This is a genomic window from Aeromonas sp. Y289-2 (genome assembly GCF_027705925.1).
GTDB classification, from domain to species: Bacteria; Pseudomonadota; Gammaproteobacteria; order Enterobacterales; family Aeromonadaceae; genus Aeromonas; species Aeromonas veronii.
Map to the genome: position 1 here is coordinate 176970 of NZ_JAPDCH010000003.1, position 18041 is coordinate 195010.

17 protein-coding genes are annotated in these 18041 nt (G+C 61.0%); 1 reads left to right on the plus strand and 16 read right to left on the minus strand.

The features are described from left to right. Positions 1–82: 82 nt before the first annotated feature. From lipA to leuS, 14 genes are all read right to left on the minus strand, one after another. A complete protein-coding gene (lipA, locus tag OKC43_RS07225) occupies positions 83–1048 on the minus strand; it encodes a lipoyl synthase (RefSeq protein ID WP_005335190.1) in 966 nt (321 codons plus the stop codon). Then, on the minus strand, positions 1045–1722 hold the full coding sequence (lipB, locus tag OKC43_RS07230) for a lipoyl(octanoyl) transferase LipB (RefSeq protein WP_106842844.1): 678 nt from the start codon (positions 1720–1722) through the stop codon (positions 1045–1047). The genes lipA and lipB overlap by 4 nt, the downstream gene beginning before the upstream one ends. Positions 1723–1784: 62 nt before the next feature. After that, the gene (gene ybeD, locus OKC43_RS07235; RefSeq protein ID WP_005335178.1) at positions 1785–2048 is read right to left on the minus strand and encodes a DUF493 family protein YbeD; all 264 of its coding nucleotides are present in this window, start codon (positions 2046–2048) and stop codon (positions 1785–1787) included. A 292-nt stretch (positions 2049–2340) separates the two neighbouring features. Then, on the minus strand, positions 2341–3537 hold the full coding sequence (locus OKC43_RS07240; protein WP_236271563.1) for a D-alanyl-D-alanine carboxypeptidase family protein: 1197 nt from the start codon (positions 3535–3537) through the stop codon (positions 2341–2343). Between the two features lie 186 nt (positions 3538–3723). Next, positions 3724–4704, minus strand: coding sequence for a septal ring lytic transglycosylase RlpA family protein (locus tag OKC43_RS07245; RefSeq protein ID WP_236271564.1), 981 nt, complete (start codon positions 4702–4704; stop codon positions 3724–3726). After that, a complete protein-coding gene (gene mltB / locus OKC43_RS07250) occupies positions 4646–5644 on the minus strand; it encodes a lytic murein transglycosylase B (protein ID WP_236271565.1) in 999 nt (332 codons plus the stop codon). The genes OKC43_RS07245 and mltB overlap by 59 nt, the downstream gene beginning before the upstream one ends. Further along, entirely contained in the window at positions 5644–6747 is a 1104-nt protein-coding gene (rodA, locus tag OKC43_RS07255) for a rod shape-determining protein RodA (protein WP_005335170.1), read from the minus strand. Before rodA ends, mltB begins: the two co-directional genes overlap by 1 nt. Then, complete coding sequence (mrdA, locus tag OKC43_RS07260; protein ID WP_040066816.1) at positions 6740–8656, minus strand: penicillin-binding protein 2; 1917 nt, start codon at positions 8654–8656, stop codon at positions 6740–6742. The genes rodA and mrdA overlap by 8 nt, the downstream gene beginning before the upstream one ends. Positions 8657–8759: 103 nt before the next feature. Beyond that, on the minus strand, positions 8760–9227 hold the full coding sequence (gene rlmH, locus OKC43_RS07265; protein ID WP_005335166.1) for a 23S rRNA (pseudouridine(1915)-N(3))-methyltransferase RlmH: 468 nt from the start codon (positions 9225–9227) through the stop codon (positions 8760–8762). A 19-nt stretch (positions 9228–9246) separates the two neighbouring features. Beyond that, positions 9247–9588, minus strand: coding sequence for a ribosome silencing factor (rsfS, locus tag OKC43_RS07270; protein WP_005335165.1), 342 nt, complete (start codon positions 9586–9588; stop codon positions 9247–9249). Positions 9589–9691: 103 nt separating this feature from the next. Next, on the minus strand, positions 9692–10342 hold the full coding sequence (nadD, locus tag OKC43_RS07275) for a nicotinate-nucleotide adenylyltransferase (protein WP_236271566.1): 651 nt from the start codon (positions 10340–10342) through the stop codon (positions 9692–9694). Then, positions 10336–11373, minus strand: a complete 1038-nt coding sequence (holA, locus tag OKC43_RS07280; protein WP_236271567.1) for a DNA polymerase III subunit delta — start codon at positions 11371–11373, stop codon at positions 10336–10338. Before holA ends, nadD begins: the two co-directional genes overlap by 7 nt. Then, on the minus strand, positions 11373–11855 hold the full coding sequence (locus tag OKC43_RS07285) for an LPS-assembly lipoprotein LptE (protein WP_005335160.1): 483 nt from the start codon (positions 11853–11855) through the stop codon (positions 11373–11375). Before OKC43_RS07285 ends, holA begins: the two co-directional genes overlap by 1 nt. A 98-nt stretch (positions 11856–11953) precedes the next feature. Continuing rightward, positions 11954–14530 (minus strand): leucine--tRNA ligase, encoded by a 2577-nt coding sequence (gene leuS / locus OKC43_RS07290; protein WP_236271568.1) that lies wholly within the window; start codon positions 14528–14530, stop codon positions 11954–11956. 145 nt (positions 14531–14675) lie between these two features. Between leuS and OKC43_RS07295 the strand changes: the two genes are divergently transcribed. Further along, on the plus strand, positions 14676–15170 hold the full coding sequence (locus OKC43_RS07295; protein ID WP_005335155.1) for a zinc ribbon-containing protein: 495 nt from the start codon (positions 14676–14678) through the stop codon (positions 15168–15170). Positions 15171–15254: 84 nt separating this feature from the next. Here the strand turns inward: OKC43_RS07295 and OKC43_RS07300 are convergent, their stop codons facing one another. Both OKC43_RS07300 and OKC43_RS07305 read right to left on the minus strand, forming a co-directional pair. Beyond that, a complete protein-coding gene (locus tag OKC43_RS07300; RefSeq protein WP_236271569.1) occupies positions 15255–16595 on the minus strand; it encodes a TldD/PmbA family protein in 1341 nt (446 codons plus the stop codon). Continuing rightward, complete coding sequence (locus tag OKC43_RS07305; protein WP_236271570.1) at positions 16595–17995, minus strand: TldD/PmbA family protein; 1401 nt, start codon at positions 17993–17995, stop codon at positions 16595–16597. Before OKC43_RS07305 ends, OKC43_RS07300 begins: the two co-directional genes overlap by 1 nt. Positions 17996–18041: the final 46 nt, after the last annotated feature.

Below are 18041 nucleotides of genomic sequence, written 5' to 3' on the forward strand. Positions count from 1 at the left end.
GTGATACCAACAAAAAGAGCGCCAATAGGCGCTCTTTTCCATTGCGAGGGAGGAAGTTATTTGGCCTCCCTGTCGTACGAGATCATTTGACCTCTTCGCCCTTGGCTTGCAGATCAGCATGGTAGGAAGAGCGAACGAAAGGACCGCAGGCGGCGTGGGTAAAGCCCAGCTCCATGGCGACATCTTTCAGCTCGTCAAACTCTGCTGGCGGCACGTAGCGTTTCACCGGCAGGTGGTGGCGGCTTGGCTGCAGATACTGACCCAGGGTCAGCATGTTGACGCCGTGGGCGCGCAGATCCTTGAGTACCTCGACGATCTCTTCGTTGGTCTCGCCAAGACCCATCATCAGACCGGATTTGGTCGGTACGTGAGGGTGCATCTCCTTGATGCGGCGCAGCAGCTCCAGCGACCACTTGTAGTCGGCACCCGGGCGGGCGACGCGATACATGCGCGGCGCGGTTTCCAGGTTGTGGTTGAAGACGTCCGGCGGGGTCTCGCGGAACACCTCCAGCGCTTGCTCCATCCGGCCACGGAAGTCCGGAGTCAGGATCTCGATGCGGGTCTGCGGGCTGTGCTCGCGGATCTCGCGGATGCAGTCGGCGAAGTGCTGGGCACCGCCGTCGCGCAGATCGTCGCGGTCCACCGAGGTGATCACCACATACTTGAGGTTCATCTCCTTGATGGTCAGCGCCAGCTTCTTCGGCTCTTCCGGATCGAGTGCCAGCGGGCGGCCGTGGGCCACGTCGCAGAAGGGGCAGCGACGGGTGCAGATGGCGCCCATGATCATGAAGGTGGCGGTGCCGTGGTTGAAGCACTCCGCCAGATTGGGGCAGGAGGCCTCTTCACAGACCGAGTGCAGCTTGTTCTTGCGCAGGGTGCTCTTGATGTGTTCGATCTTCTGGCTGGAGGGGGGCAGCTTGATCCGCATCCAGTCCGGCTTGCGAAGGAGTTCTTCGTTGGGATCCGGCATGAATTTCACCGGGATCAGGGCCATCTTGTCGCCATCGCGCAGCTTGACGCCCGGCTCCATACGAACGGGTTTGCTCATGATTCACTCTCGGTGTTTGTTATTGTTTGGTAGCCAATCAGGTTGGCCAGTTCGGCCACCAGAATGGATTGCGCCTCGGCCACGCTTTGCGGGCCGCCCAGGGCGCTGGTCTGGGTCATGGCCATGCCCGCATAGCCGCACGGATTGATGTGCAGGAAGGGGGTCATGTCCATGTTGATGTTGAGGGCCAGCCCGTGGAACGAGCACCCCTTGCGGATGCGCAGACCCAGCGAGGCCAGTTTTGCCTCCATGCCAAGGTCATTTTTCACATAGACCCCAGGGGCATCGGCCTTGGCATAGGCCTGGATATCGCTTTTGGCGAGGGTGTTGATGATGGCTGTCTCCAGCGCGGTCACCAGCTCGCGAACCGAGAATTTGCAGCGGCGGACATCCACCAGTACGTAGAGCACCAGCTGGCCCGGGCCGTGATAGGTCACCTGACCGCCGCGATCGCTCTGCACCACCGGGATATTGCCCGGATTGAGCAGGTGTTCGGCCTTGCCGGCCTGGCCCTGGGTGTAGACGGGATCGTGCTCGACCACCCAGAACTCGTCTGGGGTGTCGCTGGTGCGGTTGTCGGTGAAGGCTTTCATGGCGTCCCATACCGGCTGGTAGGGGCGGCGACCCAGCTGCCTGACAATCAGACTGGACTGGGCGGGGATCTGGGATGACATGGCGTCCTCGCGGCGTGCTGCGGCCAAAAACAGTCGCCCCGCAGAACGGGGCGAGAGAGAAATTACAGTACGTATTTCACCAGCTCGATCTTGCCAAGGGCGTGGTACATCGCTTCGATGTGCTCTTTGCTCTGGGCAGTCACGGTCACGCGGACCGAGTGGTAGTTGCCCTTGGAGCTGGGCTGGACTGTCGGGCTGTAGGTGCCGGGGGCGTGCTGCTGCAGCACTTCAACCACCATTTCCGGCAGTGCCGGGTCGGCAACGCCGAGTACCTTGAACGGGAATTTGCAGGGAAACTCCAGCAGTTCATCAAACTTGGTATTCATTTACTCACCTTTTGCGTCATCACCGGGATGACTTCATCTTGGATGGCTAGTGGCCGATGGCCCGTGGAGGCCGCCATTTCAAGTCTATATGGGCACGGCTCATAACTATATGGGCGCTGCCCGGACCGGGATCAAGGCCAGGATCGGTCAGACAAGGATGGAAGTGCTGCTTTTTACCACAAATCAGGGTAAGGCGGAACCTGCAGTTTACAGGGTTATTCACTGCCTTTGCCGGTCACAGACAGCAGCGGCGCCTGTTGGCGCCGCTGTTTGGTGAGGATTGTGCGTTGGATTACTTGAACCAGCTGGTGACCAGCAGTACCAGGTAGTCCCACAGACGGCTCATCAAGCCACCTTCCTGCACCCCTTCCAGGGCGACCAGCGGCACCTGCTTGATCTCTTTGTCACCCTGTTTCAGGAACACGGTACCGACGCGCTGACCTTTGGCCAGCGGCGCTTTCAGCTCGCTGTCGAGCTGGAAGTCAGCCTTCAGGTTGTTGCCCTGACCGCGGGTGACCAGCACGGAGACATCTTTGTCGACGCCCAGTTTCACTTCCGGTTTGTCGCCCATCCAGATCTTCTGGGTGACCAGCTCGGTGCCCGCCTTGTACGGGGTCAGGCTTTGGAAGAAGCGAAAGCCGTAGGTGAGCAGTTTTTTGCTCTCGGCGGCGCGGGAGGCCTCGCTGCTGGCGCCCAGTACCACGGCGATCAGGCGCATGCCTTCGTTGTTGGTGGCAGAGGAGACCAGGTTATAGCCGACCTGACTGACGTGGCCGGTCTTGATGCCATCCACCTGCAGGGATTGATCCCACAGCAGGCGGTTGCGGTTGTGCTGGGTGATGCCGTTGAAGACGAAGGATTTCTGGGAGTAGATCTTGTACTCCTCCGGCAGGTCGCGGATCAGCGCCTGACCCAGACGGGCCATATCGTGAGCGGTACTGTAGTGACCTTCCGCATCCAGACCGTGCGGGTTCATGAAGTGGCTGTCATTCATGCCGAGCTTGGCGGCCCAGCTGTTCATCAGGCTGGCGAAGGAGTCGGTGCTGCCTGCAAGGAACTCGGCCATGGCGACGCAGGCGTCGTTGCCGGACTGGATGATGATGCCCTTGTTCAGGTCATCGACGGAGACTTGCTTGCCCACCTCGATAAACATCTTGGAAGAGTCGGAGTAGTTCTTGGACCAGGCGTTCTGGCTGATGGTCACCATGTCGGTGCGCTTGATGTTCCCCTTCAGCAGCTCCTGGCCGATGATGTAGGAGGTCATCATCTTGGTCAGACTGGCGGGCGGCAGACGCTCTTCGGCGTTCTGCTCGGCCAGCACCTGACCTGAGTAGTAGTCGATCAGAATATGGGCCTTGGCGGAGATCTCCGGCGCGGCGGGAACCACCATGGGCATGGCATTCGGGGTCGGTGTCGGCACCGGCGTATTGGCCTGGGCGGTTACGCTGATCAGTGAGGCCAGAAGAACTGAACGGGCAAATTTGGACATCTTGAAATTCCTGCGAGCCAGATGGGGATAAAATGCGGGCCTAACTATACCAGATGCGCCCGCAGGTTATAGCCCGAGATGGCAATCAGAACTGGTTTTTTATCCATCACTCCCTGTCATCACGCCATAAAACGACGTGATGACAGTGAGTAAGCGGTTAGTCACATCCGCGGCAAAAGGGGGCGATCAGGGCACGATAAAGGCCTGTTCCAGCCCGCCCTGACGTACTTTTTCCAGCACACTTGCCTGCTGGTCGGCGGCGACCGGGCCAATCAGCACCCGGAAAATGGCGCCATGAGCATCGATTCGGTAGGGCACGCCATAACGCTGGGTCATCACCTTGCCCATCGCCTCGGCCCGATCCCGGGAGCCGCTGGCCAGTACCTGGATCATCTTGCCGTCACCACTGCTGGCGGGCGCTGCGGCCTTGGCTGTCGTTGATTTGACAGGTGCCGCTTTGGCTGGCTTGGCGGCGGGCGCCTTGACGGGAGCGGGGTCGGCAGCGGGTGTAGCCATCGCCAGTGCGGTCGGTTCACCCAGGAAGCCATCTTGCGACAGCGTGTTGGAGGCCGCAGCCGGAGTGGTCGGAGTCATTTCGATGGGCTTCATCGGCTCCATGATCACCATCTGATCCGGAGTGTCGCTGATCAGCTCCAGCCGTACTCGGGCCTCACCGCTATCGACCATCTCCAGCTGCTTGGCCGCTGCGTAGGAGAGGTCGATCAGGCGCGGGCTGTTGAATGGACCGCGATCGTTGACCCGCACTATGGTCTCCAGCCCGTTGTCCAGATTGGTGACCCGCACATAGCTCGGGATGGGCAGGTTGCGGTGGGCGGCACTGAACAGCTTGCTGTCCAGCACATCGCCGTTGGCGGTCTTCTGGCCGTCCAGATCCGGCGACAGCCAGCTGGCGGTGCCCTCTTCGCTGTAGTGTTTGATGTCGCGCCACACCTCGTGCTTTTGCTTGCCGATCCAGTAGTCCCGGTTGCCGCTGGCACTCAGGGGCTCGGGGCGCGGAATGGCGCCGGTGGCTTGCGGGATCTCGATAACGGGTGGCTTGCTGACCGGTGCTTGCGGCTCGACGGGGGCGCTCTGTTCCGGCTGGCTGCTACAGGCGGCCAGCAACAAGCTCAGGCTGAGCGGGAGGAGTTTGTGACGAAGATGCATACGCTTCCTGAATGGCTTGGCTAAGTTGATACACCGCCATCGCATAGAGTGGGCTGCGATTGTAACGGGTGATCACATAAAAGTTATGCCGTGCGACCCAGTATTCCGGTCCATCGGCTTGGGCAAACGCCAGTAACTTGACCGGCGTCTGTGGGGCCAGCGGCGTGGCGAGCTCAATCCCTGCCGCCGCCAGTTCTGACCACTGTTGTGTTAACTCGGGCTCAGGCCTGAGTAGAGGTTCGACTGCCATCAACCCGATCTGGGCCGGTTCCACCACGGATTCGCCCCAGCGCCACTGGTGGCTGGCAAAATAGTTGGCCACGCTGCCGATGGCATCGACCGGGTTGGCAAACAGATCCCGCTTGCCATCCCCGTCAAAATCGACGGCGTAGTGGCGGTAGCTGGAGGGCATGAACTGCCCCATCCCCATGGCGCCGGCATAGGAGCCCTTGAGGGCATCGAGTTGCCACCCTTCCTCTTTGGCCAGCACCACCAGCTGGGCAAACTCCTTGGCAAAGAAGTCGGCCCGCTTGGGGTAGTGAAACCCCAGGGTGTAGAGGCTATCGAGCACCGGATGGCGGCCCATCTGGCGACCGTAGAAGGTCTCGACTCCGATGATGGCCACGATGAGCGAGGCGGGCACCCGATAGGTCTGCTCCGCGCGGGCCAGCGTTTCGGCATGTTGCTGCCAGAACTGCTGGCCATCACGGATCCGATCCGGGGTAACGAACAGCGGCCGGTAGCGATGCCAGGGCTTGGCCTCCCACGGCTTGCTGATGGTGTCGAGCACCTCCTGCCTTAGCCGGGCGCTGGCCACCGCCGCCTGCAACTCGGCCAGCGGCACTTGCTGCTGTTCGGCGAGCAGGGCCAACCGATCCGGCGCCACGGCGGCGGTTGCCATAGTTGTGACGAGAGAGAGCAGCAATCCAACCCGTCTCATCAGGCAAGCAGTCTTCTATGAGTCTGGATGGACATCAGGATACCGAATCCGGCCATCAGGGTCACCATGGAGGTGCCGCCATAGCTCACCAGCGGCAGGGGCACACCTACCACCGGCAGGATGCCGCTTACCATGCCCATGTTGACGAACACATAGACGAAGAAGGTGAGGGTGATGGCACCACCCAGCAGTCGCTCGAAGCTGTTCTGGGCCTGCATCGAGATAAAGAGGCAGCGGCTGATGACGTAGAGGTAGAGCACCAGCAGCAGGGCAACCCCCACCAGACCGAACTCTTCGCTAAATACCGCGAAGATGAAGTCAGTATGGCGCTCGGGCAGGAATTCCAGCTGGGACTGGGTCCCTTGCAGCCACCCCTTGCCGAAGACGCCGCCGGAGCCGATGGCAATCTTGGACTGGATGATGTGATAGCCGCGGCCGAGCGGGTCTTTCTCCGGGTCGAGCAGCATCAGCACCCGCTGGCGCTGGTAGTCGTGCATCAGGAAGAACCAGAGCACCGGCATAAAGGCCAGCATCAGCAGGACCGCCAAGCCGATCAGCCACCAGCTGAGCCCCGCCAGGAAGATGACGAAGAAGCCGGAGGCGGCCACCAGAATGGAGGTGCCAAGGTCAGGCTGGGCGGCGATCAGCAGGGTGGGCAGCAGCACCATGATGAGGGCGATCACCACATGGCTGAACTTGGGTGGCAGCGAGTGGCGACTGAGCCAGGCGGCCACCATGATCGGCATGGAGAGCTTCATCACCTCGGAGGGCTGGAACTTCATAAAGCCCAGATCGAGCCAGCGCTGGGCCCCCTTGCCGATGTGGCCGAACACGTCCACCGCAATCAGCATCAGCACCACCACGGCGAACAGCGGCACCGACCAGCGGGCGTAGAGGGAGGGGGGCAGCTGGGCCAGGCCGATCATCAGGGCAAAGGCGAGACCGCCGCGCACCAGCTGGCGCACGATGGAGTCCATATCCTGACCGGAGGCGGAGTAGAGCACCACCATGGAGAGGGTCATCACGGCCAGCAGACCGAGCAGCAGGGGCAAGTCGATATGCAGCTTGTACCAGATGCTCTGCTGGCGGGCAGAATTACTCATTGGGAGCGACCTCACTCGGTTGGGACGGCTTTTCCGGTGCCGGTGGCAGTTGCGGATCAGGGGGCAGCAGATAGGCATCCAGCATCTGGCGAGCAACGGGGGCCGCATTGGTACTGCCACCACCGGCGTTCTCCAGCACCAGCGCCACGACTGCCTTGGGTGTTTCATAGGGGGCAAAGGCGACAAACAGGGCATTGTCGCGATGCTCCACTTTCATGGTTTTGGCGTTGTAGACCTGATTCTCTTTCATGTTGACCACCTGGGCGGTGCCGGACTTGCCTGCCGCCACATAGGGGGTGTTGGCAAAAGCGCGACGGCCGGTACCTTCGTGGCCGTTGATCACTCGCCACATCCCCTCCCGCGCCACCTGCCAGTAGCTGTCGCTCTTGGTTTTGAGCGCCATGTTCGGGTTGATCGGAGCATCGACCACTCCCGCTTGGGAGGCGGTGCTCTTGAGCAGGTGCGGGGTCACATCGTGGCCATTCTGGGTCAGGATGCTGATCGCCTTGGCCAGCTGGATTGGCGTGGCGCTCCAGTAACCCTGACCGATACCGATGGAGATGGTGTCCCCCTGATACCAGGGCTGACGCCAGCGGGCCATTTTCCAGTCACGGGATGGCATGACTCCCTTGGTCTCTTCATAGAGGTCGACGCCACTGTACTGACCGAAGCCGAACTTGGTCATGTAGCTGTGGATCTTGTCGATGCCGACCCGATAGGCGAGATCGTAGAAATAGGTATCTGCCGAGACCTCGATGGCGCGATAGACATCGAGCCAGCCGTGTCCCCAGCGGCGCCAGTCGCGAAACTTCTTGGTGGTACCGGGAATGGAGAAGCTGGGGCCGCCGAAATAGCGGTAGCCTGGGGTAATGGCCCCCTCGTTGAGCCCCATTACTGACATCATGGGTTTGACGGTGGAGGCGGGGGCATAGATGCCCTGAGTGGTGCGGTTCACCAGCGGCCGCGCCGGATCGTTGAGGAGCGCCGAGTAGTTGGCGCTGGAGATGCCGGTCACGAACAGGTTGGGGTCATAGCTCGGGCTCGACTCCATGGCGATGATGGCGCCGGTTCTCGGATCCATCATCACGATGGCGCCGCGCTGGCCGGCCAGCAGTTGCTGGGCCTTGAGCTGCATCCGGACGTCGATATTGAGGTAGATATCCTTGCCGGGAATAGGCGGCTGGAACTTGAGGGTACGGACAATCCGGCCGCGGTTGTTCACCTCGACCTCCTGATAGCCCGCCACACCGTGCAGCTCATCCTCGTAATACTTCTCCACCCCCTGCTTGCCGATATCCTTGGTGGCCGCATAGTTGGCGAGTTTTTCTTCCTTCTCGAGGCGCTCCACGTCACGGGTATTGATCTTGGCCACATAGCCCAAAGCGTGGGTGAGGGTGTCACCAAACGGGTAGTAGCGCTTGAGGTAGGCCTCGATGCTGGCGCCCGGGTAGTTATGCTGATTGACCGAGAAGAGGGCTACCTGATATTCGGTCAGTTTCTCGTAGAGGGGGACCGGCTTGAAGCGGCGCTGGCGCTTCACTTCGGCGAGGAACTTCTCCTTGGTGCCCTCCGGCAGACCCAGCAGGGTGATCAGCTGGTCGGCGGTTTTTTCGAGATCTTTGGTCTCTTCCGGCACGATTTCCAGACTGTAGACCGGGCGGTTTTCCGCCAGCAGCACGCCGTTGGCGTCATAGATGAGACCCCGTGGCGGCGCCACCGGCACCACGCGGATGCGGTTGGAGTTGGAGCGAGTCTGGTAGGTGTCGTAGGACTCGACCTGCAGATAATAGAGATTGCCCAGCAGCACCAGCATCAGCACGACGATGCCGATGTAGGCTACCAGGGTGCGCCGGAAGAACAGATTGCCCTCGGCACTGTGATCGCGCATTTCGATGCGTTGTTTCAGCATGCCTTTACCTCAAGACCCTTGGGGGCAATAAGAGCAGGAACTGCATTGTTCACTCTCTGTGATAGGGGTGAATATGAGCGGTGAGACTCCAGAGACGCATGGCTCACTCTCTATGATACGGATGATTGGTGGTGATGCTCCAGGCCCGATAGAGGCTCTCGGCCACCAGTACCCGCACCAGCGGATGGGGCAGGGTGAGCGGTGACAGTGACCAGCTCTGTTCGGCGGCAGCCTTGCACTCGGGGGACAAGCCTTCCGGCCCGCCTACCAGCAGGGCAACATCGCGGCCATCGAGTTTCCATGCCTCCAGCTGGGTGGCCAGCTGCTCCGTGGTCCAGGGCTTGCCCGGAATGTCGAGGGTGACGATGCGCGAGCGCCCCGCAGCCGCCAGCATGGCTTCCCCTTCCTTCTGCAGGATGCGGGGAATGTCGGCATTTTTGCCCCGTTTGCCTGCGCCGATCTCGACGAGTTCAAACGGCATGTCTTTGGGGAAGCGGCGACGATACTCTTCGAAGCCATGCTCTACCCAGGCGGGCATCTTGGTGCCCACCGCAATCAACTGGATCTTCATGGTCGTTACACTTGTGCTCTTATTGCGTATTCATTTGAGCGGCACCGCTCCACAGCTTTTCCAGTTGGTAGAAGTCACGGTGTTCATCCTGCATCACATGCACGATCACCGAGCCCATATCTACCAGCACCCATTCACCGCTCAGTTGTCCTTCCACGCTCAGCAGATCCAGACCCGCGTGGCGGGCCTCGCTGGCCAGATGGTGGGCAATGGCGCTGACGTGACGACTGGAGTTGCCGGAACAGATGATCATGGTGTCAGTAATGCTGGATTTGCCGCGTACATCGAGGGTGATGATGTCGCGGCCTTTCATGTCATCGATCTTGTCGATGATAAAGGCATGCAATTCTTGGCCTTGCAATGAGTCTCTCCTGTATTCCGGCGCGCAGCGTTTGCGTCAGGGCGGCGGATTATATCATGGTCACTCCCGTTTCCCATCGGGTGGGGCGGGATTACGACAGGGGCTAGCGGCGGTTGGCGCGGTAGAGCCCCTGTTGATCAATATAGTGCGCAACCGACTCGGGCAAGAGGTAGCGGGTGTCTTGTCCCGCATCCAGCAAGGCTCGCAGTCGGGTGGCTGACAGTTCGATGGGCTGGTTGTCCGCCAGCCAGATATGACCGGCCAGACGCTGATGCAGCGCGTTGGCATCTGTGGTGTGATGGCGCGCCAACAGCTGCGCCACCTCGGTCGGATAATCCGGTTGCCAGCCCGGCCGCACGCTCACCACCAGATGGGCATAGTCGAGCAACTCCTGCCAGCGGTGCCAGCTTGGCAGGCTCAGCAGGGAATCCATCCCCATCAGAAAACAGAGCGGCGTATCGGGCAGTTCACGACGCAGCTCGATCAGGGTATCGATGGTGTAAGAGGGTTTATCCCGCTTCAGCTCCCGCTCATCCACCACAAAGTGGTGGTTCTCCGCCGCCGCCAGCTTGACCATGGCGAGGCGCTGTTCGCTGGAGCAGAACGGATTGGCGCGGTGGGGCGGGATATGGTTCGGGATCAGCCGCATTTCGGCCAGCCCGAGGGCATCGCGCGCCTCGATGGCCGGGCGCAGATGACCGATATGGATGGGGTCGAAGGTGCCGCCAAGCAAACCGACAGGCGCCTTCAGCACGGGCTGCTCTCCATCACCAGCGGCAGCGGGGTGCCATCACGAAAGCCGAGGGCAATGGTCTGCAGCATCAGCCACGTCTGCTCGGTATCGAAGCGGCGCTGGGCATCGTCCAGCTGGGCCATCAGTTGCCACAGTTGCTGCAACTTGGCAAACGGCAGTCGGGTCAGTGCTTGCTGAATGAGCTGCTGGCGGCTCTGCCAGATGCGCAGGCGGCTGAAGTGCTCACCCAGCGGCTGGCCGTTGCGCATCGCCAGCGACAGTTCGGTCAGCTGCTCCAGCTCGCGGCAGAGGGTCCAGGCCAGCATCCCTGGCTCGGTACCTTCGGCCCGCAGAGCGGCCAGAATGCGCTGGGCCCGGTTCACCTTGCCCTCCAGCAGGGTATCGACCAGCTGGAACGGGGTGAAGTGGGCGTGGCGGATAATGGTCTCTTGCAGATAGGTGACGCTGATGGGCTGGGGCGGCGAGAGCAGGGTCAGCTTCTCGATCTCCTGGCTGGCGGCCAGCAGGTTGCCCTCGTAGGAGTGGCACATGAAGTTGATGGCATCCGGCAGCGCCTTGAGGCCGAAACGCGCAAAACGGGCGCTCATCCAGCGGGGGAAAAACTTGGGCTCCGGATGGTTGACCGGCACATAGGTGCCAATCTGGTAGAGCTTGTCGAACCAGGCTGCCTTCATCTGGGTCTGGTTGAGGCGACCGCCACTCAACACCAGCAGCAGGTCGGGATGAAGCTGCTTGCCGATTTCGCTGATACGGGCGGCCAGATCCTTGTCCACCTTGGCGGGCAGCTCCAGCTCGATGATCTGGCGGGCTGAGAAGAGGCTCATGGCCTGACAGGCATCGTAGACCTGATTCCAGTCCAGCCCCTGTTCTACCACGAAGGTGTGGCGTTCATCGAAACCCTGCTTGCGGGCGATCTGACGAATGGCATCGATGGCTTCCAGTCGCAGCAGGGGCTCGTCGCCAAAAACGAGATAGCAGGGCCGAAGCCCTGCTTTGAGGTGGTCACCAAATTGTTCCGGGTAAATCCGCATCAGAAGCTGACCTGACTCAACTGCCGGATCACCTGATTGGCCGCCTGCTCCTGCATTTCGCGGTTGAGCTGCTCCTGCTCACGGGAGGAGGCGAGCGCTGCATCCGGCTTGTTGAGGAAGCTGCGGTTGAAGTTGATGGGGAAGACCTGAGTTGGCTTGCCCGGTACCGAGATGGTGAACTGGGTACCAAAGCCCAGCACATATTCGGTGTCCGTCCCCAGCGCGTTGACCGAGGCGACCTGACTGGTGCTGCCTACGCCGCCCAGAGTGAGCACCGGAATGCCCTCCTTGTCGGCCAGGGTCACGCCAGAGGCCTTCAGACGGGTGGTGACCATCCGGTAGAAGTCGCTCTTGTTGTCGCCCACGACCTTCATGGTCATCAGCTCGCTCGGAATGCCGTTGCCGCGCATGTGAAAGCCGCAGCCTTGCAGCAGCAGACCTGCCAGCACGATGGCCATCCAGCGGGTGAAGATGGTGCCCATAGAAAATCCTCTTTGCATTAAGGGAAAGCGGCGGGCGCAGGGCCCGCCGTTATCATCCGTTTGCTGTCACAGATTGGCAATGATCAGTTGGCAACCGATCAGTTAGCGACAATATTGAGCAGCTTGCCAGGTACATAGATCACCTTGCGCACGGTCAGCCCGTCGGTGAACTTCTGCACGGAAGCATCGGCCATTGCCAGCTTCTCGACATCGGCCTGGCTGATCTCGGCCGGCACGGTCAGCTTGCCGCGCATCTTGCCGTTGATCTGCACCACCACCAGCTTCTCGGTCTCGACCATGGCCGCTTCATCGGCCACCGGCCAGGCTGCGTGATCGATGTCGTCGCCTTTGCCCAGCATCTTCCACAGCTCGAAGCCGATGTGCGGGGTGATGGGGTAGAGCATGACTACCACGGCTTCCAGCGCTTCCTGCATTAGGGCGCGGTCTTGCTCTTCTGAACCCAGCTTGGAGAGATTGTTCATCAGCTCCATGATGGCGGCGATGGCGGTGTTGAAGGTCTGACGGCGACCCACGTCATCACTCACCTTGGCGATGGTCTTGTGCAGTTCACGGCGTACCGCTTTTTGCTCGTTGGTGAGAGCAGCCACATCCAGAGCGGCAACGGCGCCACCGGAAACGTGTTCGAAGGTGACGCGCCACAGGCGACGCAGGAAGCGCTGGGCCCCCTCTACGCCGGAGTCGGACCACTCCAGGGTCATCTCGGCCGGAGAGGCGAACATCATGAACAGACGGACGGTATCGGCGCCGTAACGCTCGACCATCAGCTGCGGGTCGATGCCGTTGTTCTTGGACTTGGACATCTTGGTCATGCCGGAGTGCATTACCTCACGGCCTTCGTTGTCGATGGCCTTGGTGATGCGACCCTTCTCGTCACGCTCTACCTTGACGTCGGTCGGGCTGACCCAGACGTTGCCGCCCTTCTCGTCTTTGTAGTAGAAGGCGTCAGCCAGCACCATGCCCTGGCAGAGCAGGCGCTTGAACGGCTCGTCGCTGTTCACGAGGCCTGCATCACGCAGCAGCTTGTGGAAGAAGCGGGCATAGAGCAGGTGCATACAGGCGTGTTCGATACCGCCGATGTACTGATCCACCGGCAGCCAGTGGTTGGCAGCCGCCGGATCCAGCATGCCCTTGTCGTAGTCCGGGGAGCAGTAGCGCGCGTAGTACCAGGAGGACTCCATAAAGGTGTCGAAGGTATCGGTCTCGCGGAACGCTTCCTGACCGTTGTAGGTGGTCTTGGCCCACTCGGCGTCGGCCTTGATCGGGCTCTGGATACCGTCCATCACCACATCTTCCGGCAGCAGCACCGGCAGCTGGTCTTCCGGCGTCGGCACCACGGTACCGTCAGCCAGAGTCAGCATCGGGATGGGAGCACCCCAGTAGCGCTGACGGGAGACACCCCAGTCGCGCAGACGGAAGTTGACGGTGCGCTTGCCCTTGCCCAGTGTTTCCAGCTTGTTGGCGATGGCATCAAAGGCACCCTGGAAGTCGAGACCATCAAACTCGCCGGAGTTGAACAGCACGCCCTTCTCGGTGTACGCGGCTTCGCTCACGTCGACGTCGCCATCAACCGGCTTGATCACCGCCTTGATGTCGAGGCCATATTTGGTGGCGAATTCGAAGTCACGCTGATCGTGGGCCGGAACTGCCATTACGGCGCCGGTGCCGTAGTTCATCAGCACAAAGTTGGCGACCCAGACCGGTACCTTGCGGCCATCCAGCGGGTGAATGGCATAGAGGCCGGTGGCCATGCCCTTCTTCTCCATGGTGGCCAGTTCTGCTTCGGCTACCTTGGTGTTCTTGCACTCTTCGATGAAGGCGGCCAGCTCCGGATTGTTCTGGGCTGCTTGCAGCGCCAGCGGGTGACCGGCAGCGATACCGACATAGGTGACGCCCATGAAGGTGTCCGGACGGGTGGTGTAGACCTCCAGCTGATCAGCCTGACCCTCGATGGCAAAGCTGATGTTGACCCCTTCGGAGCGGCCAATCCAGTTGCGCTGCATGGTCTTGACCATCTCTGGCCAGCCTTCCAGATTGTCGATGTCGCTGAGCAGCTCTTCGGCGTAGTCAGTGATCTTGATGAACCACTGGGGGATCTCTTTCTGTTCCACCGGGGTGTCACAGCGCCAGCAGCAGTTGTCGACCACCTGTTCGTTGGCCAGCACTGTCATGTCGTTCGGGCACCAGTTGACGGAGGAGGTCTTCTTGTAGACCAGACCCTTCTCGTAGAGCTTGGTGAAGAACCACTGCTCCCAGCGGTAGTAATCCGGTTTGCAGGTGGCGATTTCACGATCCCAGTCATAACCCAGACCCAGCATCTTCAGCTGGTTCTTCATGTATTCGATGTTTTCGTAGGTCCAGGGCGCCGGCGCGGTATTGTTTTTGATCGCTGCGTTCTCGGCCGGCAGACCGAATGCATCCCAACCTATGGGTTGCAGCACGTTCTTGCCATTGAGGCGTTGATAACGGGAGATCACATCACCTATGGTGTAGTTACGAACGTGCCCCATGTGTAGTCGACCAGACGGATAGGGGAACATGGACAGGCAGTAGAACTTCTCCTTGTCTACCTTCTCCACGGCCTTGAAGGTTTTCTTGGCATCCCAGTGCTTTTGCACTGCTGGTTCGATTGATTGGGGAACGTATTGCTCTTGCATTGGTGACATCCGGATCTGTGAAATGAATAGATAAATCAGCTGGGAAATCGCAATAGAATACCCATATCCTGCGGCGGCAACAACCGCCAGCGTCCCTTGGGCCTTAAGCCGGGCCAGATCAGGGTTTAGTAGAGGAGTTAGAGCCATGGACAAACGTCAAAAAGGGTACGAAGCCTTCATTGCCGAGCTGCAAAAACAGTGGCAAGAGACTGAAGAGTTCCAGGGGGAGCGCCTCAACCGGATGATTGCCAAGGTGCAGGCCTATCTGGAGGCTGCCAGCGACCTGACCCAAGACGAACTGGCGCTCATCGCCGAGTACGTGAAGCGGGATCTGGGCAACTATGACGAGGGGCGCCATGACGATAGTGCGCAGGTGGAAGAGTCTGCCTTTATGTTGGCCCTCAAAGACACCGCCTGGTCCTGGCTGGCGGATGTGACCGACCGCGCCCAGGTGGAGTGGCGGGAGCTGGCCGACGAGTTGGAGCACAAGGGGGTTTACGAAGCGGGTGACTGGGTAGGGCTCGGGGTCATGGTGTGCGACCAGTGTGGCTGGCGCCATACCGTGCTGCATCCCCAGCAGCTCGATACTTGCCCCGAGTGCGGCTGCGCCGAATATCACCGCGAGCCGCTTTCGCCCTGAGTCATGCCATCAATGTGGACGAGACAACGAGCAAAAAGGCGCCATCAGGCGCCTTTTTCTTACTTGCAGGTTTCGTCGGGACGTTTACTTGCCCGCGACGGAGAGGCCGCCAAAACGGATCTGCGGGGCGTAGAAGCCCTTGCCGTCGTTGTGGTGCATGGTGTCACCGACCGCTTCCAGCTCACCCAGCAGGCGGTAGAAGTTGCCTGCTACCGTGATGCCGCGCACCGGCTGCAGGCGAACTCCATCGCGGCAGAGGAAGCCCGACGCGCCAAAGGAGAAGTCACCGCTCACCGCATCGGCACCCGAATGCAGGCCGTCCAGCTTGACCAGCTCCAGATAGTCGCCGCTCTGCACTTCCGCTTCGCAGTGGGGGCCCGCGCCAAACACCAGATGGCGAGCGGTCACATCGAGGGCGCTGCGGGCACCGCGAGCGGCCGAGCCGTTGCTGGCGACGCCAAAGTGGCGGGCGGTGGCGCTGTTGTGGAGCAGGGTCTTCAGCTCCCCTTCGCCAATCAGCAGCAGATCCGAGCTGGCCGCCCCCTCGCCATCAAACGCCTTGATGTTCATGCCGCCCGGCATATAGACCCGGCTTTCCAGAGTAAGCCAGCGTGACGCTACGCTCTGGCCGACTTTGCTGCGCCAGGGGTTGATCCCTTGTTGGGCCCACTTGCCCGACAGCACACCCTGAAAGCAGCCAAACAGGCTGGCGAAGCAGTTGGTGCTAAAGATGACGCTGTAGCGACCGCTCGGCACCGCTTCACCGGGCAGCAGACCATCGGCGATGGCGTAGATTTGCTCGATCAGGGCCTGACTGTCCAGCTCGTCGAAGCGACGGCCATACTGCCCCTGCGAGTGCATCGACTGGCGGCCATCCCGTTCCACCAGCGCCGAGGTGTAGCAGCCGACGCTGAACTCGCCGTGCTGGCAGAGGGTGCCCTGACTGTTGGCGAGCCAGAGCTGGCTCTCCCCTTCGAAGAAGCTGTTGTAGGGGGCGCCGCTCACATCGGGCATGGCCAGCATGTCAGATTCCAGATGCAGGGCCAGAGCGATCTTCTCCTCAACCGGCGTGGTATCGGGCTGGTTGATCTCGGCGCAATCTGTAGTGATCCGGCTATTGGCGACCGAGATGCGCTGATCCGGGTCAACCTTGGCAAAGCGGCTGGCATCGAGCGCATCCTGCAGCATGGCATCCAGCGCCAGCTCATCGAGGGATTCCGAGTAGGCGATGCCGACTCGGCCCTCTTTGATCAGGCGAATACCGAGTTGCTGGCTGCTGGTGACCTTGTATTCACCCAGCTCGCCCTTGTCTGCCTTGAGGGAGAAGGCCTTCTCCTGATTGGCGATGATGTCTGCCTCGGCGCCGAGGTCGGCCACCTTGTCGAGCAGGCGGGTGAGCAGTTGGTTCATGTCAAGTTGGCTCATCAGGCGTTCCCTCCCACCAGGATATTGTCCACTTTCAGCGCCGGCTGGCCCACCGAGGTGGGGACCGAGCCCGAGACAGAGCCGCACATACCGGCGGCCAACGCCAGATTGCGGCCCACCATGGAGATCTCTTTCAACACCTGCGGGCCGGTACCGATCAGGGTGGCTGACTTGAGCGGTTTGGTTATTTTGCCGTGCTCGATGAGGTAGGCCTCCTGCACATTGAAGTTGAATTCACCGGTGCCGGGCTGTACCGAGCCGCCCCCCATCTTCTTGGCGTAGATGCCATGTTCGACGGTGGCCAGCATATCGTCGAGGCTGTGGTTGCCCGGTTCGATATAGGTGTTGCGCATGCGCGAGGTGGGGGCGTACTTGTAGGATTCGCGCCGCCCGGAGCCGGTGCGGGCGTAGCCCGTCTTGAGGGCACCCATTCTGTCCACCAGAAAACCGGTCAGGACGCCATCCTTGATGAGCTGGGTATGCTGGGTCGCCATCCCCTCGTCATCGACGTTGATGGAGCCCCAGGCGTTGCCTTGCAGTCCCTCGTCCACCGCATTGACCACAGGATTGGCGATGAGCTGGCCCATCTTGTCGTGGAACACCGACGCCTTCTTGGCCACCGAGGTGGTCTCCAGCAGATGACCGCACGCCTCGTGGAAGATGACGCCGCCAAAGCCGTTCTCCATGATGACCGGCAGGGTGCCGCTCGGGCAGGGAGCCGCGCCCAGTTTCACCAGTGCCTGACGGGTGGCGGTGAGGGCCAGCTCGCGCGGATCGATGCGATCGGCATGCTCCCAGCCCATCAGGGCGCCGGGGGCCTCGTAACCGACGCTCTGCTCGCTCCCTTCCATTGCGATGGTCTGGGCCATGATGCGGTTGTAGTGGCGGCGATCGGCCACTTGCACTCCTTCGCTGTTGAAGATCTCCACCTCCTGCTCCCAGCCCAGCACGTTGCCGGAGAACTGGCTCACCTTGCTGCTCTCGGCGCGGGCCGCCGCATCCATGGCGTGCAGATAGGCGATCTTCTGCTCCAGCAGCTTGTCTGCCGACAGCGGCAGCGCCACCGGGTTGCGATCGCTCAAGCGGGTGAAATCGAAGGCGGTGGCGGTCACCACGGGGTCGCGGCGGTCTTTGGCCGCCAGCAGGGTGACGATGCGCAGCAGTTCGTCGCGGTTGGCCAGATTGGTGTAGCCGTAGAGCACCTTGTGGCCGTAACAGAGGCGCACGCCGATACCGAAATCGAGGCCGCCGCTGATGTTCTCTATCTGGCTGGAGAGCAGGCTGAGCTGGCTGCGGCGCTTGCGCTCCACAAACAGCTCGGCGAAATCGGCACCCAGCGCCAGCGCGTGATCGAGCACGTCACGGGCAATGGCGGGGGCCAACAGGGAGAATGGAGTCATAGAATATCCTTTTCTGGTCTGTCCGTTTGCTTCCGACATCCGGCTC